Origin of the sequence: Roseomonas mucosa ATCC BAA-692 (assembly GCF_000622225.1) — a bacterium.
Taxonomy (GTDB): domain Bacteria; phylum Pseudomonadota; class Alphaproteobacteria; order Acetobacterales; family Acetobacteraceae; genus Roseomonas; species Roseomonas mucosa.
In genome coordinates this window covers 187,959-213,956 of sequence record NZ_JHWD01000009.1, presented here as the reverse complement: position 1 = coordinate 213,956, position 25,998 = coordinate 187,959, and the positions used below count along the sequence as shown (strand labels likewise).

At 71.6% G+C, this 25,998-nt stretch carries 23 protein-coding genes; 19 read left to right on the top strand and 4 right to left on the bottom strand.

Going from position 1 to position 25,998, the window contains the following annotated elements:
- Window positions 1–144: 144 nt before the first annotated feature.
- Entirely contained in the window at window positions 145–867 is a 723-nt protein-coding gene (phnF, locus tag BT98_RS0111850) for a phosphonate metabolism transcriptional regulator PhnF (protein ID WP_019463226.1), read from the bottom strand.
- 85 nt (window positions 868–952) lie between these two features.
- Between phnF and phnG the strand changes: the two genes are divergently transcribed.
- From phnG to phnN, 8 genes are read left to right on the top strand one after another with little or no spacing between them, the layout of a single operon-like run.
- A complete protein-coding gene (phnG, locus tag BT98_RS0111845; RefSeq protein WP_076970021.1) occupies window positions 953–1,441 on the top strand; it encodes a phosphonate C-P lyase system protein PhnG in 489 nt (162 codons plus the stop codon).
- On the top strand, window positions 1,441–2,040 hold the full coding sequence (gene phnH / locus BT98_RS0111840) for a phosphonate C-P lyase system protein PhnH (protein ID WP_019463228.1): 600 nt from the start codon (window positions 1,441–1,443) through the stop codon (window positions 2,038–2,040). The genes phnG and phnH overlap by 1 nt, the downstream gene beginning before the upstream one ends.
- Window positions 2,041–2,043: 3 nt before the next feature.
- Window positions 2,044–3,165, top strand: a complete 1,122-nt coding sequence (locus BT98_RS0111835) for a carbon-phosphorus lyase complex subunit PhnI (protein WP_019463229.1) — start codon at window positions 2,044–2,046, stop codon at window positions 3,163–3,165.
- A complete protein-coding gene (locus BT98_RS0111830) occupies window positions 3,162–4,091 on the top strand; it encodes an alpha-D-ribose 1-methylphosphonate 5-phosphate C-P-lyase PhnJ (RefSeq protein WP_026033588.1) in 930 nt (309 codons plus the stop codon). Before BT98_RS0111835 ends, BT98_RS0111830 begins: the two co-directional genes overlap by 4 nt.
- Entirely contained in the window at window positions 4,088–4,864 is a 777-nt protein-coding gene (phnK, locus tag BT98_RS0111825) for a phosphonate C-P lyase system protein PhnK (protein WP_019463231.1), read from the top strand. The genes BT98_RS0111830 and phnK overlap by 4 nt, the downstream gene beginning before the upstream one ends.
- 8 nt (window positions 4,865–4,872) lie before the next feature.
- The gene (gene phnL, locus BT98_RS0111820; RefSeq protein ID WP_019463232.1) at window positions 4,873–5,592 is read left to right on the top strand and encodes a phosphonate C-P lyase system protein PhnL; all 720 of its coding nucleotides are present in this window, start codon (window positions 4,873–4,875) and stop codon (window positions 5,590–5,592) included.
- 11 nt (window positions 5,593–5,603) lie between these two features.
- Complete coding sequence (locus BT98_RS0111815) at window positions 5,604–6,773, top strand: alpha-D-ribose 1-methylphosphonate 5-triphosphate diphosphatase (RefSeq protein ID WP_019463233.1); 1,170 nt, start codon at window positions 5,604–5,606, stop codon at window positions 6,771–6,773.
- 1 nt (window position 6,774) lies between these two features.
- Entirely contained in the window at window positions 6,775–7,326 is a 552-nt protein-coding gene (gene phnN, locus BT98_RS0111810) for a phosphonate metabolism protein/1,5-bisphosphokinase (PRPP-forming) PhnN (RefSeq protein ID WP_019463234.1), read from the top strand.
- Window positions 7,327–7,565: 239 nt separating this feature from the next.
- Here the strand turns inward: phnN and BT98_RS0111805 are convergent, their stop codons facing one another.
- A complete protein-coding gene (locus tag BT98_RS0111805; protein WP_019463235.1) occupies window positions 7,566–8,570 on the bottom strand; it encodes an asparaginase in 1,005 nt (334 codons plus the stop codon).
- A 97-nt stretch (window positions 8,571–8,667) separates the two neighbouring features.
- Entirely contained in the window at window positions 8,668–9,120 is a 453-nt protein-coding gene (locus BT98_RS0111800; protein WP_019463236.1) for an Lrp/AsnC family transcriptional regulator, read from the bottom strand.
- Window positions 9,121–9,265: 145 nt separating this feature from the next.
- On the opposite strand from BT98_RS0111800, the gene alr reads away from it, so the two are divergent.
- The 3 genes from alr (at window position 9,266) to BT98_RS0111785 (ending at window position 13,410) form a co-directional block, all read left to right on the top strand.
- Window positions 9,266–10,402, top strand: coding sequence for an alanine racemase (gene alr, locus BT98_RS0111795; RefSeq protein WP_027297223.1), 1,137 nt, complete (start codon window positions 9,266–9,268; stop codon window positions 10,400–10,402).
- A gap of 108 nt (window positions 10,403–10,510) precedes the next feature.
- The gene (locus BT98_RS0111790) at window positions 10,511–11,809 is read left to right on the top strand and encodes a D-amino acid dehydrogenase (RefSeq protein WP_019463238.1); all 1,299 of its coding nucleotides are present in this window, start codon (window positions 10,511–10,513) and stop codon (window positions 11,807–11,809) included.
- A gap of 167 nt (window positions 11,810–11,976) precedes the next feature.
- The gene (locus tag BT98_RS0111785; protein ID WP_019463239.1) at window positions 11,977–13,410 is read left to right on the top strand and encodes an NAD-dependent succinate-semialdehyde dehydrogenase; all 1,434 of its coding nucleotides are present in this window, start codon (window positions 11,977–11,979) and stop codon (window positions 13,408–13,410) included.
- 426 nt (window positions 13,411–13,836) lie between these two features.
- On the opposite strand, the gene BT98_RS24185 is transcribed toward BT98_RS0111785, so the two are convergent.
- Complete coding sequence (locus BT98_RS24185; RefSeq protein WP_019463240.1) at window positions 13,837–14,382, bottom strand: TetR/AcrR family transcriptional regulator; 546 nt, start codon at window positions 14,380–14,382, stop codon at window positions 13,837–13,839.
- Between the two features lie 292 nt (window positions 14,383–14,674).
- Between BT98_RS24185 and BT98_RS24180 the strand changes: the two genes are divergently transcribed.
- The 8 genes from BT98_RS24180 (at window position 14,675) to BT98_RS0111740 (ending at window position 25,993) form a co-directional block, all read left to right on the top strand.
- Window positions 14,675–15,865: an efflux RND transporter periplasmic adaptor subunit gene (locus tag BT98_RS24180; RefSeq protein ID WP_037250545.1), complete on the top strand. Its 1,191-nt coding sequence runs from the start codon at window positions 14,675–14,677 to the stop codon at window positions 15,863–15,865.
- Window positions 15,866–15,892: 27 nt separating this feature from the next.
- Window positions 15,893–19,066: an efflux RND transporter permease subunit gene (locus BT98_RS0111770; protein WP_027297222.1), complete on the top strand. Its 3,174-nt coding sequence runs from the start codon at window positions 15,893–15,895 to the stop codon at window positions 19,064–19,066.
- A 119-nt stretch (window positions 19,067–19,185) separates the two neighbouring features.
- Window positions 19,186–19,755 (top strand): chalcone isomerase family protein, encoded by a 570-nt coding sequence (locus tag BT98_RS26135; protein ID WP_157223086.1) that lies wholly within the window; start codon window positions 19,186–19,188, stop codon window positions 19,753–19,755.
- 125 nt (window positions 19,756–19,880) lie between these two features.
- Window positions 19,881–21,413: a phosphoric/sulfuric ester hydrolase PehA gene (gene pehA, locus BT98_RS0111760; RefSeq protein WP_026032881.1), complete on the top strand. Its 1,533-nt coding sequence runs from the start codon at window positions 19,881–19,883 to the stop codon at window positions 21,411–21,413.
- A complete protein-coding gene (locus BT98_RS0111755) occupies window positions 21,410–23,044 on the top strand; it encodes an ABC transporter substrate-binding protein (RefSeq protein ID WP_019459219.1) in 1,635 nt (544 codons plus the stop codon). The genes pehA and BT98_RS0111755 overlap by 4 nt, the downstream gene beginning before the upstream one ends.
- Window position 23,045: 1 nt before the next feature.
- On the top strand, window positions 23,046–24,053 hold the full coding sequence (locus BT98_RS0111750; protein ID WP_019459220.1) for an ABC transporter ATP-binding protein: 1,008 nt from the start codon (window positions 23,046–23,048) through the stop codon (window positions 24,051–24,053).
- On the top strand, window positions 24,050–25,060 hold the full coding sequence (locus BT98_RS0111745; protein ID WP_019459221.1) for an ABC transporter ATP-binding protein: 1,011 nt from the start codon (window positions 24,050–24,052) through the stop codon (window positions 25,058–25,060). The genes BT98_RS0111750 and BT98_RS0111745 overlap by 4 nt, the downstream gene beginning before the upstream one ends.
- A complete protein-coding gene (locus BT98_RS0111740) occupies window positions 25,061–25,993 on the top strand; it encodes an ABC transporter permease (RefSeq protein WP_019459222.1) in 933 nt (310 codons plus the stop codon). It begins immediately after the preceding gene.
- Window positions 25,994–25,998: the final 5 nt, after the last annotated feature.

Sequence of the window (25,998 nt, the reverse complement as noted above, 5' to 3'; positions counted from 1 at the left end):
CAGGACACCGGTCGCCGGATGGCATACCGGCGGAACAACCCCCTCCTCGCGGAGCGCTCATGGCGGGGTCTCGGGGGCACACTGTGCCCCTGAGCGGAGGGTCCGGGAGGCAGAGCCTCCCGGTCCAACGGCCCGATCCTCCCTTCACGCCGACAGTTCGACGCGGTCGGCGGCGAAGCGGGAGTGGGTGGCCTGGATGGGGCGGCCCTGGGCATCGGTGTTGACGCTGTCGAGGACGAGGACGACGCGGCCGGGGGCGAGGCTGAGGGATTCGGCTTCTTCCGGCGTGGCGGGGCGCGCGGTGATGCGGGTGGAACGGCGGAGATAGTCGGTGACGCCGTAGGAGGCGTAGGCGCGGGTGATGGAGCCGGTCCCGGCATAGCGCTCGGCGAAGCCGGCGAAGCGCGGCAGGGGCAGGCGGGTGAGGCCGGTGGAGATAGGCACGCCGTCGGCCTCGTGCAGCGTGACGAGCTCCAGGATGGGACTGCCCGGCGGCAGTTCGAGCGCCTCGGCCAGGGCGGCGTCGGCCATGACCTCCCGGGCGGAAAGCAGCCGGCCCCAGGCCTCACGCCCGGCGGCGGTGGCGATCTCGGAGAAGCGGGTGCGCGGCCCGATCGGATAGCGGAGCGGCGGGGCCTCCACAAAGGTGCCGCTGCCCTGGGTGGCGCGGACCAGGCCGCGTTCGGCCAGCGCGGAAAGGGCGCGGCGGACGGTGTGGCGGTTCACGCCGTACTGGGTGGCTAGCTGGGCCTCGGTGGGCAGGCGCGCGCCGCGCGGGAAGCAGCCGGCGGCGATCTCGGCCTCCAGACCGTCGGCGATGCGCTTCCAGGCGGCAATGCCGTCGCCCCGGCGGAAGGGCTCGTTCATCGGCGATGAATCATCGAATTGTCACTGGCTCGTCTTGTTGAGATGTCTATACTACTAGACATATTCGCAGAGGGGCTTCCGGGCAATGGCGGCAGAGAGCGAAACACGAGAGGGGGCCGGGGCGCCAGCCACCCCCGTCACGGCGGCGCGCCAGGCGGTGATGGCGCTCTGCGCCGCGGCGACCGGGGCGGAGCTGGACACGGCGCTGGCGGCGGTGGGCTATGCCGGGCCGGTGCAGGAGCTGCGGCGGCCGGAAACCGGGCTGGTGATGGTGCGGGGCCGTGCCGGCGGCGACGGGCGCCGCTTCAACCTGGGCGAGGCGACGGTGACACGCGCCGCGGTGCGGATCGAGGGCGGCGAGACCGGCTTCTCCTATCTGCTGGGGCGGGATGCGGTGCGGGCGCGGCAGGCGGCGGTGCTGGACGCGCTCTGGCAGGCACGGGCGCATCGTCAGGCAGTGGAGGCAGCGCTGCGGCCCGTCGCCGCGCGACGGGAGGCCGAGCGGGCGCGGCGGGCGCGACAGGCGGCCGCGACGCGCGTGGATTTCTTCACCATGGTGCGCGGAGAGGATTGATGAACGTCGTCACCGGATTGCTGCCCGGCTTCGCCGATCCCGTCCTCGACGCGCAGCGGGTCTTCCGCGGCGTGATGGAGGCGCTGGCACGCCCCGGCAGCCTGCAACCCCTCGCCGACCTGCCGGAAGTTCCGGCGCCGCTGACGCCGGAACTGGCGGCGATCGCCCTGGCGCTGGCGGATGCGGATGCGCCGCTCTGGCTGGACGCGCCGTTGGCCGGGGCGCCGGCGGTGGCGGAGTTCCTGCGCTTCCACACCGGGGCGCCGATCGTGAAGGACCCGGCGGAGGCCGCCTTCGCCCTGGTCGCCGATCCGGCACGCTGCCCGCCGCATGAGGGCTTCGCCCAGGGCACGCCGGACTATCCGGATGCCTCCACCACGCTGGTGCTGGCCCTGCCGCGGCAGGAGGGCGGGAAGCTGCTGCTGCTGGAGGGTCCGGGGATCGAGGGCTGCCGCAGCGTGACGCCGCCCCTGCCGGAAGGCTTCGTGGCGCGGCTGAAGCGGAACCGGAAGCGGTTCCCGCTCGGGCTCGATCACCTGCTGGCCCTGCCGGGCGCGGTGATGGGCCTGCCCCGTTCCACCCGCGTGACGGAGGCCTGACGCATGTATGTGGCCGTGAAGGGCGGCGAGGCCGCCATCGAGAACGCGCACCGGCTGCTGGCCGATGCGCGGCGCGGCGACCGCGCCGTGCCGGAGATCGGGGTCGATCAGATCCGCGAGCAGATGCGGCTCGCGGTGGACCGGGTGATGACGGAGGGCTCGCTCTATGACCCCGACCTCGCCGCGCTGGCGCTGAAGCAGGCGCGGGGCGACCTGATTGAGGCGGTCTTCCTGGTGCGGGCGGCGCGGACCACCCTGCCCCGCTTCGGTGCCTCGGAGGCGATCGACACCGCGGCGATGGCGGTGCGGCGGCGGGTTTCCGCCACCTACAAGGACCTGCCGGGCGGGCAGGTGCTGGGGCCGACCTTCGACTACACGCACCGGCTGATCGACTTCGCCCTGGCGGCGGGGCTGGAGCCGCCGGCCCCGGCCGAGGCGCCCGCCGATCCGGCCGAGCCGGTGCCGCATGTCACGGCGCTGCTGGGCGGCGAGGGGCTGATCGAGCCGAGCGAGCCCGGGGCGGAGGTGGAGAACGGCGCCGAGGTGGGCGACCTGACCCGGGCGCCGGTGGCCTATCCGGCGGAGCGCGACATCCGCCTCCAGGCCCTGGCGCGGGGTGACGAGGGCTTCGTGCTGGCGCTCGGCTATTCCACCCAGCGCGGCTATGGCCGCAACCACCCCTTCGTCGGCGAGATCCGCTTCGGCACGGTGGAGGTGGAGTTCGTGCCGGAGGAGCTGGGCTTCGCCGTGCCGCTGGGCGAGGTCGAGGTCACCGAATGCGAGATGGTGACGCAGTTCAAGGGCTCCTCCCAGGCGCCGCCACAGTTCACGCGCGGCTATGGCCTGTCCTTCGGCCAGGGCGAGCGCAAGGCGATGGCCATGGCGCTGGTGGACCGGGCGTTGCGGGCGGAGGAGCTGGGCGAGGAGGTGAATGCCCCGGCGCAGGACCAGGAATTCGTCCTCTCCCATTGCGACAACCTGCAGGCGACGGGCTTCGTCGAGCACCTGAAGCTGCCGCACTACGTGGATTTCCAGGCGGAGCTGGAGCTGGTGAGGCGGATGCGGGCGGAACATGCCGCCCAGGAAGAAGCAGCGCGAGAGACGCGGAAGGAGGCGGCGGAATGAGCGCTGGAATGACCCCCGGGCAGCAGGCCGGCGCGGGCGTGGCCGGCTACAACTTCGCCTATCTGGACGAGGGCACGAAGCGGATGATCCGCCGCGCCATCCTGAAGGCCATCGCCATCCCCGGCTACCAAGTGCCCTTCGCCTCGCGCGAGATGCCGATGCCCTATGGCTGGGGCACGGGCGGCGTGCAGGTGACGGCGGCGGTGTTGGGGCCCGAGGACCGGCTGAAGGTGATCGACCAGGGCTCGGACGACACCACCAACGCCGTGTCCATCCGCAAGTTCTTCGAGCGCACGGCGGGCGTCGAGACCACCACCCGCACGGCGGAGGCCACGGTGATCCAGACGCGGCACCGCATCCCCGAGCATCCGCTGACCGAGGGGCAGATCCTCGTCTACCAGGTGCCGATCCCGGAGCCGCTGCGCTTCCTGGAGCCGCGCGAGACGGAAACGCGGCGCATGCACGCGCTGGCGGAATACGGGCTGATGCACGTGAAGCTCTACGAGGACATCGCGCGGCACGGCCATATCGCCAAGACCTATGCCTATCCGGTGGAGGTGGCGGGGCGCTACGTGATGGACCCCTCGCCGACGCCGAAATTCGACAACCCGAAGATGGACCACTGCGCCGCGTTGCAGCTCTTCGGCGCAGGGCGCGAGCGGCGGATCTATGCCGTGCCGCCCCATACCGAGGTGCGGAGCCTGGATTTCGAGGACCATCCCTTCACCATCCAGAAGTTCAGCCAGCCCTGCGCGCTCTGCGGCGCCACGGGCACCTACCAGGACGAGGTGGTGCTGGACGACCGGGGCGGCCGGATGTTCGTCTGCTCCGACACGGATTTCTGCGAGGAGCGGCGCGAGGCGGGGCATCGCGGCCCGATGCTGGGCGAGGCCCCCTCCTTCGCACGGAAGGAGAATGCGCGATGAGCGGGCTGCCCCTTCTCTCCGTTGAGAGCCTGAGCAAGCGCTACGGCGCGCGCATCGGCTGTGCCGATGTCAGCTTCGACCTGGAGCCCGGGGAGGTGCTGGCGGTGGTCGGCGAATCCGGCTCCGGCAAGTCCACCCTGCTTTCCTGCCTCGCCACCGAGCTGATGCCCGACAGCGGTCGCGTGCTCTATCGCGGCAAGGATGGCGAGGCGCGCGACATCCTGGCGCTGGGCGAGGCCGAGCGGCGCCTGCTGCTGCGCACCGAATGGGGCTTCATCCGCCAGGATGCGGCGCAGGGGCTGCGCATGTCCGTTTCCGCCGGCGGCAATGTCGGGGAGCGGCTGATGGCGGTGGGGGCGCGGCACTATGGTCGCATCCGCGCCACGGCGCAGGACTGGCTGGGCCGCGTCGAGATCGGCGCCGACCGCATGGACGACACGCCGCGCGCCTTCTCGGGCGGCATGCGGCAGCGGCTGCAGATCGCGCGCAACCTCGTCACCCATCCGCGCCTCGTGCTGATGGACGAGCCGACCTCCGGCCTCGACGTCTCGGTGCAGGCGCGCCTGCTGGACCTCGTGCGCGGACTGGTGGCGGAGCTGGGGCTGGCGGTGATCATCGTCACCCATGACCTCGCCGTGGCGCGGCTGCTGTCGCACCGGATCATGGTGATGCGCCATGGGCGGGTGATCGAGAGCGGGCTCACCGACCAGGTGCTGGACGATCCGTCCGAGCCCTATACGCAACTCCTCGTCTCCTCGGTGCTCGCGGCATGAACCCCTCCATGAACGGGCCTCTCGTCACGCTGGACGGCGTCGGCAAGACCTTCACCCTGCATCTGCGCGGCGGCACCCGGCTCGGCGTCGTCGATGGCGTGTCCTTCTCGGTCGATCCGGGGGAATGCGTGGTGCTCGGCGGCCCCTCGGGCGCGGGAAAGTCCTCGCTGCTGCGGATGATCTACGGCAATTACCGCTGCGACACGGGCCGCATCCTGATCCGCGACGGGGGGAAGATGGTGGATGTCGCCAGCGCCGGGCCGCGCCGGGTGCTGGCGCTGCGGCGGACCACCATGGGCTATGTCTCGCAGTTCCTGCGCGTCATTCCCCGCGTGGGCGCGCGCGAGATCGTGGCCGCCGCCGGGCGCGAGGGCGGGCTCGACGCGGAAACCGCCAGCGCCCGCGCGGCGGAGATGCTGGCGGCGCTGAACCTGCCGGAACGGCTCTGGGACCTGCCGCCCGCCACCTTCTCCGGCGGCGAGCAGCAGCGCGTGAACATCGCGCGTGGCCTGATCGCCGAGCGCCCGGTGCTGCTGCTGGACGAGCCCACCGCCTCGCTGGACGCGCGCAACCGCGCCGTGGTGGTGGAGATGATCCGACGCAAAGCCGCCGCCGGGGTGGCGATGATCGGCATCTTCCATGACGAGGACGTGCGCGACGCGGTGGCGAGCCGCGTGGTGGACGTCACGCGCTTCTCCGCCTCCCAACCCCAAGCCGACGCGGCCTGACAGGAACGACGATGCTGGAACCCGTGGACCTGATCGAGAATGCCGAGATCGTGCTGCCCGACCGCGTGCAGCGCGGCTGGGTGCGGCTGGAAGATGGCCGGATCGACGCGATCGGCGAGGGCGACGTGCCGCGCGCCGTGCTGCCCGCCGCCGGCGAGGGCCGGCGCGTGGACCTGCGTGGCGCGCTGCTGATCCCGGGCCTGGTGGAGCTGCACACAGACCATCTGGAGACGCACTACATCCCCCGCCCCAAGGTGCGCTGGCATCCGCTGGGCGCCGTGCTGGCCTATGACGCGCAGATCGCGGCCTCGGGCATCACCACCGTCTTCGACAGCCTGCGCGCCGGTTCCGACATCGATGGCGGCGGGCTGGGCGGGGAGCTCTTCGAGCTCGCCGAGGCGATCGATGCGGCCCGGCAGGACGACCTGCTGCGCGCCGAGCACCGCACGCATCTGCGCTGCGAGATCCCGGCGCCGGACGTGGTGGAGATGGTGGAGCGTTTCTGCGAACGCTATCCGGTGGACCTGCTGTCGCTGATGGACCACACGCCCGGGCAGCGGCAGTTCCGCGACCTGGAGAAGTACTTCGTCTATGCCCGCCGTTCCGGCAAGTCCACCGAGGAGCTGAAGGCGCTGACCGCCCTCCGCATGGAGACCGGTGCGGAGCGCGCGGCGCGGAACCGGCCGCCCCTGGTCGCGCTGGCACGGCGGCACGGCATCGCCCTCGCCAGCCATGACGACACCACCCTGGCGGATGTGGCGCAATCGGTGGAGGAACGGGTCGGCATCGCCGAGTTCCCGACCACCCACGAGGCGGCGGCGGAAAGCCATGCGCGCGGCATCCGGGTGATGATGGGCGCGCCGAACCTGATCCGCGGCGGCTCCCATTCCGGCAATGTCGCGGCGGCGGAGCTGGCGCGGCACGGGCTGCTGGACATCCTGTCCTCCGACTACGTGCCGGGCAGCCTGTTGCTGGCGGCCTTCGACCTGCCGGAGCGCGTTCCGGGCATCACCCTGCCGCAGGCCATCGCCACGGTCACCGCCAACCCGGCCCGGGCCACCGGCCTGGACGACCGGGGCGTGATCGCGCCCGGCCAGCGCGCCGACCTGGTGCATGTCACCCTGGCGGGCGGCGTGCCGGTGGTGCGGCAGGTCTGGCGCCAGGGAAGGCGGGTCGCCTGAGATGCAGGGAGGCTTCGTGCTGGTGGTCGGGCCGAGCGGCGCCGGCAAGGACACGGTGATCGCGGGCGCCCGCGCCGCGCTGGAAGGGGAGCCGCGCCTGCTCTTCCCCCGGCGGGTGGTGACGCGCCCCGCCTCGGAATGGGAGGCGCATGACAGCCTGGACGAGGCGGGCTTCCGCCGTGCCGAGGCGGCGGGCGCCTTCGCCCTGTCCTGGCGGGCGCACGGCCTCTGCTACGGCATCCCGGCGGAGACGGCCATGGCCGCGCAAACGGGGAAGCTGGTGCTCTGCAACGTTTCGCGCGCCGTGGTGCCGCAGGCGCGGGAACGGCTGCCCGCCGTGACCGTGGTGGAGATCACCGCGCCCGCCGAGGTGCTGGAGCAGCGCCTCGCCCGCCGGTCCCGGGCGGAGGATGGCGATGTCGCCCTGCGCCTGCGCCGCGCCCAGGCGCTGGACGGACCGCCGGCCGAACTCCGCATCGTCAACGACGGTACGCCGGAGGAAGCGGTGGCGCAGCTCCTGGCGCATCTGCGCGACCGGTTGGCGACGGGCTGATCCCCGGGAGCAGGTGGAGACGCGGGGCTCCCGAAAAGAAGGACACCGTGTCCGCGCCCGTGGCACCGGCAGTCCGCCGGAGAGCCATGCTCTCCGGCGCGATCCGGCCGCAGCGAGAACCAACTCATCGGGTCCAGGGCCCGCAGGGTCCTGGCGGATAGGGGGTCCGGGGGAAAGGCAGCGCCTTTCCCCCGGAGACAGAGCAACGCCAGGTGTGCAGCGGAAGCCGTTTGACCGGATCAGGCCAGGGCCGCCGCCGGGCGCAGACTGCCGACCTCGATGCCGTTCCAGTTGCGCAGCACCGGGTTGGCGAGCGGGGCAAGGACGCCGCGACCGGCTTCCCCGGGGTCGAGGAGGCGCAGCAGAAGGGAGGCCAGCACCACCTCCGCCGCGCGGCCGGCGCCGTCTTCGCACTTGATGGCGATGCCCAGGCCCTGTTCCGGCAGTGCGGCGCAGAAGACGCCCTCGGCCCCGACCTTGGTGAAGGCGCGCTCGCCCAGTGCCTGCATGATCACCGTATCGGCCCGCTTGGTGCCCGCGACCAGGAAGGGGTTCGCCGCCACCGCAGCGCGCAGCCGCTTCGCCGCCGCGGCGCGGGCCGGGCCGAAGCCGTGGCCGGTGCCGATCCGGGCGAAGCCATGGGCCAGGGCGCGGAGCGGGATGGCATAGGTCGGGATGGAGCAGCCATCCGTGCCACGCCGCGCCGCGTCCAGCGCGGTACCGGTCACGTCCTCCAGCGCCGCCTTCACCTCCTGCTGCACCTGGTGTCCGGGGCGGACATAGCCCGCCACATCCACCCCCAGGGCGCAGGCGGTGCAGACGAAGCCGGCATGCTTGCCGGAGCAGTTGTTGTGCAGGGCCGTCGCCTCGGCGCCGGAGCGCGCCAGGTCCCGCGCCGCCTGGGCATTGCTGGGCCAGTGCGTGCCGCATTCCAGGCAGCCCGCCTCCTGCCCGGCCTTGCGCAGCATGGCGGCGGCGGTCTCGGCATGCAGAGGCTCGCCGGAATGGGAGGCGCAGGCGAGCGCCAGCTCCGCTTCCGTCAGGCCGAAGCGATCGGCCGCGCCGCTCTCGATCAGCGGCAGGGCCTGGATCACCTTCACCGCCGAGCGCGGGAAAACGGGCCGCTCCACATCGCCGGCGGAGAGGACGAGCCCGCCCTCCGCATCCACCACCGCGAAGGCCCCCGCATGGCGCGATTCCACCTCGGGACCGCGCGTGACTTCCACCAGAACCGGATCTTCCATGCCTGTTTCCTCCCACGGGACGGGCCGGGAATCCAGGGGAGACGCCTTCCTGTTCCGGGGGTCTGTCCCGCTTTTCCCGGGCGTGGCATCCGCCCCCTCACATGTCGACCGGGCGGATCACCGTGCGGATGGTGAAGTTCGACTGGATGCGCGCCACGCCGGGCAGACGGGACAGCACCTCCTTGTGCAGCCGCTCGTAATCCGCCGCATCCTCCACCACGATGCGCAGCAGGTAGTCCGAGGCGCCCGTCATCAGGTAGCACTCCCGGATCTCGGCATGCCTGCGCGCCGCCTGCTCGAAGCGGCCGAGACAGTCGTCGGTCTGCCGTTCCAGCGTGATCTGCACGATCACCACCGTGCCGCGTCCGGTGCGGCGGTCGTCGAGGATGGCGGTATAGCCCCGGATCACCCCGTTCGATTCGAGTTGCCGCACCCGCCGCAGGCAGGCGGAGGGGGAAAGCCCCACCGCCTCCGCCAGGTCGGCATTGCTGATGCGCCCCTGCGCGCGGAGCAGGCGGATGATGCGCTCGTCGAGGCTGTCCAGGAGCATGGAGGCAGGAAATTTCAGGCCGGTGCAGATTCTGCGGAATCCCTAGCACCGGATCGCAGGATCTTCGACTCTTCGCATGAACATGCCGGCCTCTCCTGGCCAGAATCTTGCTTTCATTCCCTCCGCTGATTCGGAGACAGGCGGCATGCACAGCCCTGCCCGGGAAAGGCTCTGGCCAGCGGCCGGCGCCATCCTGACCATCGACCTGGGGGCGATCCGCGCCAACTGGCGCTGGCTGCGCGACCACGTGGCGCCCGCCGCCTGCGGCGCGGTGCTGAAGGCCGATGCCTATGGGCTGGGGGCGGCGCTGGTCGGCCCGGCCCTGCTGGCCGAGGGCTGCCGCGACTTCTTCGTGGCGCATCTGGAGGAGGGCATCGCCCTCCGCCAGGACCTGCGCGTCCTCCCCGGCTCGGAGGAGGCGCGCGTCCATGTGATGCACGGCCTGTTCGATGGCACCGAGCGGGAGGCGCTGGCGCATGGGCTGATCCCGGTGCTGAACAGCCTGGAGCAGGTGGCGGGCTGGGCCACCCTGTCGCGGGCGGAGGGGCGGCGCCTGTCGGCCTGGCTGCAGATCGACACCGGCATGGCCCGCTTCGGCCTTTCCGCCGGCGACCTGGACCGGCTGGTGCAGGATGGGCGCGACCTGGCGGCGGTGGAGCCCGTCCGGGTGATGAGCCACCTCGCCTGCGCCGACGAGCCGGGGCATCCGGCCAATGCGGCGCAGCTCGAATGCTTCAACCGCCTGCGCCAGCGCCTGCCGGCGCTGCCGACCAGCCTCGCCGCCTCCTCCGGCATCTTCCTCGGCAGCCCCTGGCATGGCGGCCTCGTGCGCCCCGGCGTGGCGCTGCACGGCGTGGTGCCGCTGCCACGCGGGGAGAACCCGCTGCGCCCGGTGCTGCGGCTGGATGCGCGCGTGGTGCAGACCCGCGGCGTCCCGGCGGGCACGGCCGTGGGCTATGGCCACAGCTTCACCACCCGGGCGCCGAGCCGGCTGGCCACCATCGCGGTGGGCTATGCCGACGGCTTCCTGCGCAGCGCCAGCAACCGTGGCCGGGCCATGTGGCGGGGCGTGGCGCTGCCCATGCTGGGGCGCGTCTCCATGGACAGCATCGTGCTCGATGCCAGCGCCCTGCCGGAGGATGCGCTGCATCCCGGCGACACGGTGGAACTGATCGGGCCGGACCACGATCTGGATGCGGTGGCCGAGGCCGCCGGGACCATCCCCTACGAGATCCTGACCGGCCTCGGTCAGCGCTACCACCGCCGCTATGCCGGCGGCTGAGGGTTTCCGCCCGGGCGCGCCCGGGCCATTCCCCGCAGGAAACGGCCCCGCTCCGCATGGGCGGCATCAACAAGGCCCCCTCGGGCCGGTCAGGAGTTCAGGTCGGTCATGAAGGTTCTCATCCTCGGCAGCGGCGTGGTCGGCACCGCCTCGGCCTATTACCTCGCCAAGGCCGGCCACGAGGTCACCGTCGTCGACCGCCAGCCGGCGGCGGGGATGGAGACCTCCTTTGCCAATGCCGGGCAGCTTTCCTACGGCTATTCCTCGCCCTGGGCCGGGCCGGGCATCCCGGTCAAGGCGCTGAAATGGCTGATGATGCGCTACCGCCCCTTCGTGATCTGGCCGCGCCCGGACGCGCGGCTCGGCTGGTGGCTGGCGCAGATGCTGGCCAACTGCAACGAGGAAGCCTACCGCCTCAACAAGAGCCGCATGGTGCGCATCGCGGAATATGCCCGCGAATCCCTGACCGCGCTGCGCGCCGAGATGGGCATCACCTATGACGACCGGCAGCGCGGCACCTTGCAGGTCTTCCGGACGCAGAAGCAGCTCGACCATGTCGGGGACGACACGGGCGTGCTCGACCAGTACGGCATTCCCTACGAGGTGCTGGACGCCGCCGGCTGCGTGAGCAAGGAGCCCGCCCTCGGCCTGGTGCGCGAGAAGATGGTGGGCGGCCTCTATCTGCCGCAGGACGAAACCGGCGACGTCCACCAGTTCACCCAGCGGCTCGCGAAGATCTGCGAGGGCATGGGCGTGACCTACCGCTATGGCACCACCATCCAGCGGCTGGCCACCGAGGGCGGCCGCGTCACCGGCGCCGTCACCACCGCCGGGACGCTGACCGCCGACCGCTATGTCGTGGCGCTGGGCAGCTATTCCGCCGCGCTGCTGCGGCCGCTGGGGATGAACCTGCCGGTCTATCCGGTGAAGGGCTATTCCATCACCGTGCCGATCACCGATCCGGACGGCGCGCCCGTCTCCACCGTGATGGACGAGACCTACAAGGTCGCCATCACCCGGCTGGGCGAACGCATCCGCGTCGGCGGCACGGCGGAGCTGGCCGGGTTCAGCCTGACGCTGCGCCAGCCGCGCCGCGCCACGCTGGAGCATTCGGTGCACGACCTGTTCCCCAAAGGCGGCGACCTGAGCAGGGCCAGCTTCTGGACCGGACTGCGGCCGATGACGCCGGACGGCACGCCGATCGTGGGTGCCACGCCCTTCGGCAACCTCTTCACCAACACCGGCCATGGCACGCTGGGCTGGACCATGGCCTGCGGCTCCGGGCGGCTGCTGGCCGATCTCGTGTCCGGCCACACGCCGGAGATCGACAGCAGCGACCTCAGCCTGGAGCGCTACCGCCACGTGCCGCCGGAGGGGAAGGCGGCGGCCCGGAAGCAGGCGGCCTGATCCGTCCCCCCTTGCGGCGCGGCCCGGATGGTGGGAGGTCCACAGGCTCTCCCGTGCCGGGAAGGTATGACCTTTTCCCCGGGGATCGCGCCCCGCCGCCCGCGTGGGGGGTTAATCCGGGGCGATGCGGTCCTATTTGGGCCCTGACCACTTCGACGGAGGACTACATGTATCCGGACGTCCAACTCTTCATCAACGGAACCTGGCGCGCCGCGACCGGCGGCCGCACGGAGCTGGTGATCAACCCGGCCACCGAGGAGACGATCGGCACCGTGGCCTATGCGTCCTGTGCCGACCTGGACGAGGCGCTGGAGGCCGCGGCGAAGGGCTTCCGGACCTGGCGCGCCACCTCGGCCTTCGAGCGCTACAAGCTGATCCGCAAGGCGGCGAACCTGCTGCGCGAGCGGGCCGACAAGATCGCCCGCATCATGACGCTGGAGCAGGGCAAGCCGCTGGCCGAGGCGAAGATGGAGGTGATGGGCGCCGCCGACACCGCCGACTGGCTGGCCGAGGAAGGCCGCCGCACCTATGGCCGCGTCGTCCCCGCCCGGGCCGAGGGCGTGTACCAGCTGGTGATCAAGGAGCCGGTCGGCCCCGTCGCCGCCTTCACGCCCTGGAACTTCCCGATCAACCAGATCGTGCGCAAGCTCTGCTCGGCGCTGGCCACCGGCTGCTCGATCATCGTCAAGGCGCCGGAGGAGACCCCGGCCTCCCCGGCCGAGCTGATCCGCGCCTTCGCCGATGCGGGCATTCCGGATGGGGTGATCGGCCTCGTCTATGGCGTGCCGGCGGAAATCTCGGAATACCTCATCCCGCACCCGGTGATCCGCAAGATCACCTTCACCGGCTCCACCCCGGTGGGCAAGCAGCTCGCCGCCCTGGCCGGCCAGCACATGAAGCGCGCGACGATGGAGCTCGGCGGCCATGCCCCGGCCTTCGTCTTCGACGACGCGGATGTGGGCCTTGCGGCCAAGACGCTCGCCACCTCCAAGCTGCGCAACGCGGGCCAGGTCTGCGTCTCGCCGACGCGCTTCCTGGTGCAGGAGAAGATCTTCGACCAGTTCGTGGAGCAGTTCTCCGGCCATCTCGCCGCGGCGAAGGTGGGCAACGGGCTGGAGGAAGGCGTGACCATGGGCCCGCTGGCCAATGAGCGCCGCATCCCGTCCATCGAGGGGCTGATCAACGACGCCAGGCAGAAGGGCGCCGAGGTCCGCACCGGCGGCAACCGCATCGGCAACAAGGGCTATTTCTTCGAGCCCACGGTGCTGACCGGCGTGACGCGCGAGATGCGGGCGATGAACGAGGAGCCCTTCGGCCCGCTGGCGCTGATGGTGCCCTTCCGCGACTTCGACGAGGCGGTCGAGGAAGGCAACCGCCTGCCCTTCGGCCTTGCCTCCTACGCCTTCACCCGCTCCGCCAAGACGGCGCAGGCGCTGGGCGACAAGGTCGAGGCCGGCATGATGACCATCAACCACCTGGGCCTCGCCCTGCCGGAAGTGCCCTTCGGCGGCATCAAGGACAGCGGCTACGGCTCCGAAGGCGGCATCGAGGCGCTGGAATCCTACCTGAACACCAAGTTCGTCTCCCAGGCCGGGCTCTGAGCCCAGGCCCCAGGGGATAGGACCCGCGACCAAGGGGGGAAAGGGCTTCGGCCCTTCCCCCTTTTTCGTGGCCACGCCGCCGGGGGTTGCACCTCTGGCCGGCCCCGGGGGAGAGGCGCTGCCTCTCCCGCCGGACCCCCTTCCCGCCGGGGACCGAAGCCGGTCCCCGGACCCCGGGCTTGCGTTGGCACTGTGTGTTGGCCGTCAGACTGAGGGTTGATCCCTGGGAACAGGTGGAGAGGCGGGGCTCCCGAGAGAAAGAAAGACACCGTTTCCACGCTGACGGCACCGGCAGTCCGCCGGAGAGCCTGGCTCTCCGGCGCGATCCGGCATCAGCGAGTACCAACTCACCGGGTCCAGGGCACGCAGTGTCCTGGTGGATGGGGTTTGGGGAAGGTGGAACCTTCCCCAAGGCGCAACGCCCCCTCAGCCCGGCAGGCTGGCCTCGATCAGCGTATGGGCGGAGCTTTCGAGCGCGCGGGAGGCTGCCTCGTTGCCCAGGGCCGGGGCAACGGCGAAGGCGCCCTCGATCAGCAGTTGCAGGGAATCGCCCAGCGTGGCAGGGGCTCCGGCCTCGGCGCAGAGGCAGCGCAGCGTTTCGCGCATGGCCTGCTTGTGGTGGTCCGCGACCTGCCGCGCCGGGTGGTGCGGGTCGGGGAACTCCGCGATGGCGAGGCCCAGCGGGCAGCCGCGGAAGCCCGGAGTCAGCACCGTCGCCGCCGCCATGTTGACGCAGGCGAGCAGCCGCTCGCGGGGGGAGAGGCTCCGATCCCCGGTGATGCAGGCGAGCTTCTCCTGCGCATCGCAGCGTTCCTGCAGGATCGTCTCGATCAGCGCGTCCTTGGAGGGATAGGCGCGGTAGAGACCCATCTTCGTGGTGCCGGCGGCCCGGCAGATCTCGTCCACGCCGGTGGCATGGATGCCCTGGCGGTAGAACAGCTCGCGCGCCGCATCGCGGACACGCTGCGCCACGGGGGGCTTGTCCGATGGCCCCGCCTTCCCGGCGGCTTGCCTTCCGGGCTCCCTGTCCGGGGCCTGGCCGGTCCTGGCTTCGCTCACGGGTCTCTCCCTGCCTCCTTCTGCGCCCGAACGGGCCGGGCCGGCGTGGAGAGAGAACAACCGAGCCTCCGCCGCCGGGCTCCGACAACAAGTCCGGGCCGGTGCCGTCCGGCGGTTCCGGAGGGCCCGACCCCTTGTAATGAGACTGACCGGTCCGTATCAATAAGGATGAACCGGTCGGTATCACCCGGCCAGGAGATAGGTCATGCACCCTCCCGAACGCAAGTCCCCCAAGGGCTCCCTGGCCGCCCTTCTCCTCACCTTCGCAATGGCGGCCCCCTTCCTCCCGCAAGCCGCACTGGCACAGCAGCCGGGCGCCGCCCCGCCCGCCGTCACCGTGGCCCAGCCGCTGCGGCGGCAGATCACCGAATGGGACGAGCATCTCGCCCGGCTGGAACCCTCCGCCCGCGTCCAGCTCCGCGCCCGCATCTCGGGCCAGGTGGAGGCGGTGCATTTCCGCGACGGACAGGTGGTGCGGCAGGGCGACCTGCTCTTCACCCTCGACCGGCGGCCCTTCGAGATCGCGGTGGACAGCGCCCGGGCCGAGCTGGCGCGCGCCCAGGCCCAGGCCGTGCTGGCGCAGCAGGAGGTGGACCGCACACTGCCGCTGATCAGCAACCGCATCGCCCCGATGGCACAGCTCGATGCCCGCCGCGCCGCCCTGGCCGAGGCCGTGGCGCAGCGCGACGCCGCCCAGGCCGCGCTCCGCAAGGCGCAGCTCGACCTGGAATGGAGCGAGATCCGCGCCCCGATCGGCGGCCGCATCTCCGACCGCCGGGTGGATGCGGGCAACCTGGTGCAGGCCGGCGAAACGCTGCTGACCACGATCCTGCAGATCGACCCGATCTACGCCGTCTTCGACGCGCCGGAAGCCGACTACCTGCGCCTCGCCCGGCTGGCGCGCAGCGGCGCCCGGCCCAGCGACCAGCCCGCCCGCGCGGGCCAGGGCAACCCGGTGGAGATCCGCCTCGCCGACGAGGAAGGCTGGGATCGCCAGGGGCGTATGGACTTCACCGACGTGGCGCTGGACCCGCGCAGCGGCACGGTGCGCGCCCGGGCGGTGCTGGCGAACCCGGACCTGTTCCTGACGCCCGGCGTCTTCGCCCGGCTGCGGCTGCGGACCGGGGCCTCCGACTCCCTGCTGCTGCCCGATGCCGCGGTGGCGGCGGACCAGGCCGAGCGCATGGTTCTGACCGTGGCGCAGGACGGCATGGTGGTGCCGAAGCCGGTTTCGCTCGGCCCGCTGGTGGATGGGTTGCGGGTGATCCGCAGCGGGCTGGCGCCGCAGGACCGGGTGGTGGTGGCGGGGCTGCACCTCGCCCGCCCCGGCAGCCGCGTCACCGCCGAGGCCGGACGCATCGGCCCCGCCAGCGCACAACTCACGCAGGCGCGGTAGCGCCACCCACGCCGCAGGAACCGCGCCATGCGCTTCGCCCGCTTCTTCATCGACCGGCCGGTCTTCGCCGCGGTGATCTCCATCGCCATCACCCTGGTCGGCGGCATCGCCCTGCTGCGCCTGCCGATCAGCGAGTATCCCGACATCGCGCCTCCCACCGTGACGATCACGGCGAACTATCCCGGCGCCTCCGCCGCCACGGTAGCCGAGACCGTGGCCACGCCGATCGAGCAGGAGGTGAACGGCGTGGAGGGGATGCTCTACCTGAACTCGCAATCCACGGGCGACGGCAAGCTGTCCATCAACGTGGTCTTCCGCCAGGGCACCGACGTGGATGCGGCGCAGGTGCTGGTGCAGAACCGCGTCGCCATCGCCGAGCCGCGCCTGCCGGAGGAGGTGCGGCGGCTGGGGCTGGTGGTGCGCAAGGCCTCGCCCGACCTGATGATGGTCGTGCACATGTATTCGCCGGACGGGTCGCGGGACCAGCAGTACGTCTCCAACTACGCCACGCTGAACGTGCGCGACCGGCTGGCGCGGCTGGACGGGATCGGCGACGTGCAGGTCTTCGGCGCGCGCGACTATTCCATGCGCGTCTGGCTCGACCCGGCGAAGGTGGCGGCGCGCGGGCTCACCGCCGGGGAGGTCGTGGAGGCGCTGCGCCGCGCCAACCTCCAGGTCGCGGCGGGCGGGCTGAACAAGCCGCCGACGGGCGAGACGGGCGTGGGCTTCGAGCTGAACATCCAGGCGCTGGGGCGCCTCGCCACGCCGGAGCAGTTCGGTGAGATCGTGGTCGCCACCAATGCGCGCGGCGCCCCGGTGCGGGTGCGCGACATCGCGCGGGTGGAGCTCGGCAGCCAGGACTATTCCGTTTCCGCCTATCTGGATAATGCGGTGGCGACGGCGATCCCGATCTACCAGCGCCCCGGCTCCAACGCGCTGGCAACCGCCGAGGCGGTGCGCCATACCATGGAGGAGCTGTCGCATTCCTTTCCGCCCGGCATCACCTATGGCGTGGTCTACGACACCACGCGCTTCATCGAGCAGTCGATGGAGGCGGTGGTGCACACCTTCGGCGAGGCGGTGCTGCTGGTTGTCGTGGTGGTGGTGCTGTTCCTGCAATCCTGGCGGGCGGCGCTGATCCCGCTTCTGGCGATCCCCGTCTCCATCATCGGCACCTTCGCCGCCATGGCGGCGCTGGGCCTATCGCTGAACACGCTGTCGATGTTCGGGCTGATCCTGGCCATCGGCATCGTGGTGGATGACGCCATCGTGGTGGTGGAGAACGTGGAGCGGCACCTGGCGCAGGGCGCCACGCCGCGCGACGCCGCCCGCCGCACCATGGACGAGGTGGGCATGGCGCTGGTCGCCATCGCCCTGGTGCTCTGCGCCGTCTTCGTGCCGACCGCCTTCATCTCGGGCATCGCCGGTGCCTTCTACGGCCAGTTCGCGGTGACCATCGCGGTGGCGACGCTGCTCTCGGCGCTGGTCTCGCTCACCCTTTCCCCGGCCCTGGCGGCGCTGCTGCTGCGCCCGCACGCGCATGAGGCGCCGCGTGGGCGCCTCGCCTGGATCGGGGCGCCCTTCCGCTGGTTCTTCCAGGGCTTCAACAGGGTCTTCGACGCGCTCTCCCTGGGCTATGGCGGGCTGACGCGGCGGCTGGTGCGGCTGCCGGTGATCCTGCTGCTGCTCTATGCCGGGCTGCTGCTGGCCACGGGGCAGATGGTGCGGATGACACCCACCGGTCTGATCCCGCCGCTCGACCGCGGCTACCTGATCGCCGCCTTCCAGCTTCCGCCCGGCGCCGCCCTGTCGCGCACCGACGCGGTGATCCGCCGCGCCTCGGAGGCGGTGCTGTCCGTGCCGGGGGTGGAACATGCCATCGCCTTCACCGGCTTCGACGGCGCCACCTTCACCAACGCGCCGAACACGGGCGTGATCTTCGTCGGCCTGAAATCCTTCGAGGAACGGGCGAAGGAGGGCGTCAGCTACGGCGCCCTCATCGGCCAGTTGCAGGCGAAGCTGGCACAGGACCGGGAGGCCCTGGCGCTGGTGATCCCGCCGCCCTCCGTGCCTGGCATCGGCACTGGCGGCGGCTTCAAGCTCTATGTGCAGGACCGGGCCGGGCGCGGGCCGCGGGCGCTGGAACAGGCCACCCAGGCGGTGCTGGCGGCGGCGCGGCAGAAGCCGGAGGTCGGCTTCGCCTTCTCGCTCTTCAACACCGCCACCCCCACCCTGCGGGCCGAGGTGGACCGCACCAAGGCGGAGATGCTGGGCGTGCCGCTGGACAAGGTGTCGGAGACGCTCTCGGTCTATCTCGGCTCGGCCTTCGTGAACGACTTCAACATCCTCGGCCGCACCTACCGCGTCACCGCCCAGGCCGAGGAGGCGCAGCGCCGCACGCCGCGCGACGTGGCGCTGCTGCGCACCCGCAACGCCGACGGGCAGATGGTGCCGATCGGCGCGCTGGCGAGCTTCCAGGACGACAGCGCCGCCTATCGCGTGCCGCGCTACAACCTCTATCCGGCGGCGGAGATCCAGGGCACGCCCGCGCCCGGCGCTTCCACCGGCCAGGCCATCGCCGCCATGCAGTCGGCGCTGGAGGAGGCGCTGCCCGCCGGCTTCTCCTACGAATGGACGGAACTCGCCTTGCAGGAGACGACCCAGGGCAACACCGCGCCGCTCGCCTTCGGGCTGGCCGTGGTCTTCGTCTTCCTGCTGCTGGCCGCCCTCTACGAGAGCTGGCTGCTGCCGCTGGCGGTGGTGCTGATCGCGCCGATGTCGGTGCTGGCGGCGCTGCTCGGCGTGGTCTGGCGCGGGCTGGACAACAACGTGCTGGTGCAGGTCGGGCTGGTGGTGCTGGTCGGGCTGGCGGCCAAGAATGCCATCCTGATCGTGGAATTCGCCCGCGCCGCCGAGCGCGACGGCATGAGCCGCTGGCAGGCCGCCGAGGCCGCGGCGCACACCCGGCTGCGGCCGATCCTGATGACCTCGCTGGCCTTCATCCTGGGCGTGCTGCCGCTGGCCGTGGCGACGGGCGCGGGCGCGGAGATCCGGCAGAGCCTGGGCACCGCGGTCTTCGCCGGGATGCTGGGCGTGACCGGCTTCGGCCTGCTCTTCACCCCCGTCTTCTACGTGGTCGCCAGCGCCATGGCCCGGCGGCAGGCGCGGCGGGCGGCCGGTGCCGTGGCGCCGGCGGAATGAACCCTTTCCGGCAGGCCGGGTGGCCTGCCGGAAATCGTGATGGCCCTCCCCCCCGATGGCGGGCTGGCGCGAGGCCGCCCCGGATGTGCAATGTCACGCCCTGTGACTGGAGCGTGACAATGCCTGGACGAATGCTGGCGATCCTCCCTGCCCTGTTTCTCTGTGCGGGCCTGATGCGGGCGGAGGCGGCGACGCTGGACGGGGTGACCTTTCCCGACACCCGGACCGTCGCCGGCCACCGGCTGGTGCTGAACGGGACCGCGCTCCGCACCTATTCCATCCTGCATGTGCATATCTACGTGGCCGCGCTGTATCTGGAACGGCCTTCCTCCGATGCCGCGCAGATCCTGGACTCGGACCAGGCGAAGCTCGTCCAGTTCGTCTTCTCCCGGAACATCGATGCCGCCGATGCCCGCAAGTCCTGGGAGGAAGGGCTGGCCGCCAGTTGCCGCGCCCCCTGCCGGCTGCAGCCGCAGGACGTGGCCCGCTTCCTCGACGCTGTTCCGGCGGTGCACAAGGGGGAGAGCGGTTCCCTGCTCTTCACCCGGGACGGGATGGACGTCTTCACCGATGGCCGCTTCATCGGCCGGATCACCGACCCGGCCTTCACGCGCGTCGTGCTCGCCACCTTCATCGGGCCGCAGAGCCTGCTGCCGGAGGTCCGCGCCGGCCTGCTCAGGCAGCGCTGACCCTTCCCGGCCTCCGCCGGAAGGTTTCACCCGGCCATCGGATTGTCATCCGATCGTCACCCAAGCATCACGCCCGCGACGTGCAGAACGACTAAGCCGCCCACCGAACACGTTCGGATCGACTCATGGCGTCTCAGCGTAACGTCCTCCTCATCGTGGTGGATCAGTGGCGGGCGGATTTCATGCCCGTGCTCGGTGCCGATTTCCTGCGCACGCCGAACCTGGACCGGCTGTGCCGGGAGGGCGTCACCTTCCGCAACCATGTGACCACCGCCGTCCCCTGCGGCCCGGCCCGCGCCAGCCTGCTGACCGGCCTGTACCTGATGAACCACCGCGCGGTGCAGAACACCGTGCCGCTCGACGCGCGCCACATGAACCTGGGCAAGGCGCTGCGCGGCGTGGGCTACGATCCGGCGCTGATCGGCTACACCACCACCACGCCGGACCCGCGCGGCACCAGCCGCAACGATCCGCGCTTCTCCCTGCTGGGCGACCTGATGGAAGGCTTCCGCAGCGTCGGCGCCTTCGAGCCCTCGATGGACGGGTATTTCGGCTGGCTGGCGCAGAAGGGCTATCCCCTGCCGCCGAACCGCGAGGACATCTGGCTGCCGGAAGGCATGGACGACGTGCCCGGCGCCACCGACCGGCCCAGCCGCATCCCGACCGAGCTTTCCGACACCGCCTATTTCACCGAGCGCGCGCTCACCTACCTGAAGGGCCGCGGCGAGAATCCCTGGTTCCTGCATCTCGGCTACTGGCGCCCGCATCCGCCCTTCATCGCGCCCGAGCCCTTCAACCGCATGTACCGGCCGGAGCAGATGCCCGCCCCGGTGCGGATGCCGCACTGGCGCGAGGAAGCGGCGCAGCACCCGCTGCTCGACTTCTACCTGCACGGCGTGCAGCGGGGCTCCTTCTTCCATGGCGCCGGCGGCGCGGCGAACGAGATGGCCGAGTCGGAGATCCGCCAGATGCGCGCCACCTATGCCGGGCTGATCTCCGAGGTCGATGCGGCGCTGGGCGAGGTCTTTGCCCATCTCGACGCCACGGACCAGTGGAAGAACACGCTGATCATCTTCACCTCCGACCATGGCGAGCAGCTCGGCGACCACTACCTGCTCGGCAAGATCGGCTTCCACGACGAGAGCTTCCGCATCCCCCTGGTGGTGGTGGACCCGGATGCGCCGGAACAGGCCGGCCGCGTCGAGAGCGCCTTCACCGAGAGTGTGGATGTGCTGCCCAGCATCATTGACTGGCTGGGCGGCGAGGTGCCGCGCGCCTGCGACGGGCGCTCCCTGCTGCCGCTGCTGCACGGCCGGCGCCCCGCCGACTGGCGCGAGCACCTCTTCTACGAATACGATTTCCGCGACGTGTACTACTCGCATCCCGAGGCGCCGCTGGGCCTCGGCATGGATGACTGCTCGCTCTGCGTGGTGCAGGACGAGCAATGGAAATACGTGCATTTCGCGGCACTCCCGCCCCTCCTCTTCAACCTGGAGGAGGACCCGAACCAGTTCGTGAACCTGGCCGACGATCCGGCCCATGCGGCCATCGTCGCGGATTACGCGCAGCGCGCCCTGTCGCACCGCATGCGCCATGCCGAACGCACCCTGACGCATTACCGATCCACGCCCCAGGGCCTGGAGGAGAGAAGCCGATGATCCTGTCCCGCCGCTCCACGCTGCTCGGGGCCGCCGGCCTCGGCGCGGCCGGCCTGCCGCGCTTCGCCATCGCACAGGGGGACCAGCGCCGCAGCATCGACATCGCCGTCCAGAAGATCAGCAACTCCAACACGCTGGAGGTGCTGCGCGAGCAGTCCAATGTCGGCGAGCGGATCTTCTTCTCCTCGATCTGGGAAGGGCTGATCGGCCGCGACTGGCTGGGCGAGCTGCGCGCCGTGCCGCTGCTGGCCACGGAATGGAAGCGGCTGAGCGACAGCGCTGTGGAGCTGAAGCTGCGCCCCGGCGTGCGCTTCCACAACGGCGACGAGATGACGGCCGAGGACGTGGCCTTCTCCTTCGGCCGCGAGCGCATGTTCGGCGACACGCCGGCCACGGCCCAGGGCCGCACCATCGCGGTGAAGGGCGAAGGCATCCCGACCCGCGCGGGCCGCGAGCTGCCGGCCGAGGTGCCCGCCGTCGCGCGCCGCTCCTGGCCGGCGCTGGAGCGTGTCGAGGTGGTGGACCGGTACACCGTCCGCTTCCACAACGCCTCGCCCGACGTGACGCTGGAAGGCCGTCTCGCCCGCTACGGCAGCGAGATCATCTCCCGCCGCGCCTATGTCGAGGCGCCGAGCTGGTTCGACTGGGCGCGCAAGCCCGTCACCACCGGCCCCTACATGGTGGCCGAGTTCAAGCCGGACCAGTCGCTGACCCTGGTGGCACACGATGCCTACTGGGGCGGCCGCCCGCCGCTGAAGCGGATCCGCTTCCTGGAGGTGCCGGAGGTCTCCGCCCGCATCAACGCGCTGCGCTCCGGCGAGGTGCAGTTCGCCTGCGACATCCCGCCCGACCAGATCCCCGGCATCGAGAGCGACGCGGCCTATGAGGTGCAGGGCGGCACCATCCTGAACCACCGCCTGACCGTCTTCGACAAGAACTTCCCCGCCCTGCGGGACGCCCGCGTCCGCCGCGCCTTCACCCATGCGATCGACCGCCAGGCGATCGTGGACAGCCTCTGGAGCGGCCGCACCGTGGTGCCGCGCGGGCTGCAGTGGGACTATTACGGCGACATGTTCATCGCCGACTGGTCGGTGCCGAAATACGACCCGGCCGAGGCGAAGCGCCTGCTGAAGGAGGCGGGCTACAAGGGCGAGCCGATCCCCTACCGCCTGCTGAACAACTACTACACCAACCAGACGCCGACCGCGCAGGTGCTGGTGGAGATGTGGAGCCAGGTGGGCCTGAACGTCCAGATCGAGATGAAGGAGAACTGGACCCAGATCCTGGAGCGCAGCCCGGGCCGTGCGGTGCGCGACTGGTCCAACTCCGCGCCCTTCAACGACCCCGTCTCCTCGCTGGTCGCGCAGCACGGGCCGAACGGGCAGCAGCAGCAGGTGGGCGAGTACAGCAACGAGGAGCTGAACCGGCTCTGCGTGGAGCTGGAGACCAGCACCGACCGCCCCCGCCGCAAGCAGGTCTTCCGCCGGCTGCTGGAGATCGCCGAGCGCGAGGACCCGGCCTATACGGTGCTGCACCAGAACGCGACCTTCACCGCCAAGCGCAAGGACATCCGGTGGAAGGCCGCCCCGGCCTTCGCCATGGAGTTCCGCGCCAACAACTGGACGGCCTGACGTGGGGCAACCCCTGGTCGAGATCCGCAACCTCGCCGTCAGCTTCGACGGCACGCCCGCCCTGCGCGGCGTGGACCTCACCATCGGGCGTGGCGAATCCCTGGCCCTGGTGGGCGAATCCGGCTGTGGCAAGTCGGTCACCTGGCTGGCCGCCCTGGGGCTGCTGCCGCCCAAGGCGCGCGTCACCGGCAGCGTGCGGCTCGATGGCCAGGAGATCCTGGGCGCCGCGCCGGCGGTGCTGGACCGGGTGCGCGGCGGCCGCATCGCCATGATCTTCCAGGATCCGGCGAGCAGCCTGAACCCCGTCCACCGCATCGGCCGGCAGATCACCGAGGTGCTGGCCCTGCATCGCGGCATGGCCGGCAAGGCCGCCCGGGCCGAGGCCGAGAGGCTGCTCGACCGGGTCGGCATGCCCGACGCCCGGCGGCGGCTGGATGCCTATCCGCACGAGCTGTCGGGCGGGCAGAACCAGCGCGTAATGATCGCCATGGCGCTCGCCGGCCAGCCGGAGCTGCTGGTGGCGGACGAGCCGACCACCGCGCTGGACGTCACCATCCAGGCGCAGATCCTGGAACTGCTGGCGGAGATCCGCCGCGACACCGGCATGGCGCTGGTGCTGATCAGCCACGACCTCGGCGTGGTGGGGGAAACCTGCGAGCGCGTCTGCGTCCTCTATGCCGGGCGGGTGATCGAGGAGGCCGCCACGGAGCGCCTGCTCAAGGCCCCGCTGCATCCCTATGCGGACGGGCTGCTGGCCGCCCTGCCGCCGATCGACGGGCCGCGCCGCCCGCTCAACGCCATTCCCGGCGCCGTGCCGGAGCCCTGGGCCATGCCTCCGGGCTGCCCCTTCGGCCCGCGCTGCCCCCGCCACGTGGCCGCCTGCGACGCCGCCCTGCCGCGCCTGACCCTGGTGGAGCCCGGCCACCGCGCCGCCTGCTTCCGCCCGGTGCCGCCGCGCGGCATCCCGCCGCTGCCGATCCGGCGCCCGTCGGAGATGCAGTCGGCATGAGCCTTCTCCTGCAGGCCCAGGGCCTCGTGCGCCGCTATGCCATGCGGCGCGGCTTCCTGGGCCGGGCCGCCGAGGTCCGCGCCGTGGACGGCGTGTCGCTGGAACTGCGTCCGGGCGAGACGCTCGGGCTGGTGGGCGAATCCGGCTGCGGCAAGTCCACCACCGGCCGCCTCGTGCTGGGGCTGGAAAGCCCGGACGAGGGCGAGGTCCGCTTCGAGGGCACGCCCATGCCGCCGCCGGGCAGCCCTGCCTGGCGCCGCCAGCGGGCCCGGATGCAGATGGTGTTCCAGGACCCGCTGGGCGCGCTCGACCGCCGGCTGACCGTCGCCGCGCAGATCGCCGAGCCGCTGGAGATCCACGGTCTCGGCGGCGCCTCGGAGCGCGCCGCGAGGACCGAGGCGCTGCTGCGCGCCGTAGGGCTGCGCCCCGACCAGGGCGCGCGCTACCCGCACGAACTGTCCGGCGGGCAGCGGCAGCGTGCCGTGCTGGCCCGCGCCCTGGCCACCGACCCTGCCCTGCTGGTCTGCGACGAGCCGATCAGCGCGCTGGACGTCTCGATCCAGGCGCAGGTGATGAACCTGCTCTGCGAGGTGCAGGAGCGCGCCGGGATCGCCATGCTCTTCGTCAGCCACGACCTGCGCGCGGTGCGCCAGGTCAGCCGCCGGGTGGCGGTGATGTATCTCGGCCGCATCGTGGAGGAAGGCGAACCCGACGCGGTGCTGCACGACCCCGCCCATCCCTATGCGCGCGCCCTGGTCTCCGCCATCCCGCAGCCCGGGCGGAGCGGCCACCGCATCGTGCTCCGCGGCGATCCGCCCAATCCCGCGGCGCGGCCCACCGGCTGCGCCTTCCATCCCCGCTGCCCCGTGGCGGGCCCGCTCTGCCGCCGGGAATCGCCGGCGCTGAAGCTGCGCGGCGATGGCCGCCTCGTCGCCTGCCACGTGGCACAGGGCGACATGACCGCCGGCACCGGCCTGTCGGACGCACCCGTGCTGGAAGCCGCCTGAATGCTCCGTTTCCTCGGCATCCGCCTGTTCCGCGCGCTGCTGACCCTGCTGCTGGTGGTCAGCTTCGCCTTCATCGTGCTGCGCCTGTCCGGCGACCCGGCGCTGCTGATCATGAGCGCCGATGCGCCGCCCGAGGCCATCGCCGCCTTCCGCCGCGCCTGGGGCCTCGATGACCCACTCTGGGTGCAGTACCTGCGCTATTTCGGCGCCATCCTGCACGGCGATCTCGGGCAGTCCATGCGCGACGGCCGCTCCGCCATCGAACTGGTGGCGGAACGTGTCCCGGCCACGCTCGCCCTCACCATCCCCGCCCTGCTGATCAAGCTCTGCCTCGGCATCCCGGCCGGCGTCTATGCCGCCCTGCACCGCAATTCCTGGATCGACCGGGGCGTGATGTTCCTGGCCGTCGCCGGCTTCACCGTGCCCTCCTTCGTGCTGGGCCTGGTGCTGGTGCTGGTCTTTGCGGTGCAGCTCGGCTGGCTGCCCTCGGGCGGGCAGGACAGCTGGCGGCACGCCATCCTGCCGGTGATCACTCTGGGCATGGGCGGGGCCGCCGTGCTGGCGCGCTTCACCCGCTCCGCCATGCTGGAGGTCCTGGGCCAGCCCTACATGCGCACCGCCCTCGCCAAGGGGGTGCCCTGGCACGCCGCCGTGCGCCGCCACGCGCTGCCCAACGCCGCCATCCCCACCGTGACCATCGTGGGCTTCATGGTGGGCAGCCTGCTGGCCGGCGCGGTGGTGGTGGAAAGCGTCTTCTCCTGGCCCGGCGTCGGCCGCCTGCTGGTGGTGGCGGTGGCGAACCGGGACCTGGCGGTGGTGCAGTGCATCCTGCTGCTGGTGGCCGCCACCATGGTGGCGGCGAACCTTGTCGTGGACCTGCTCTATGGCGTCCTCGATCCGCGGCTGCGGGTCGGCGCCGCCAGCGCGCATTGAGGCAG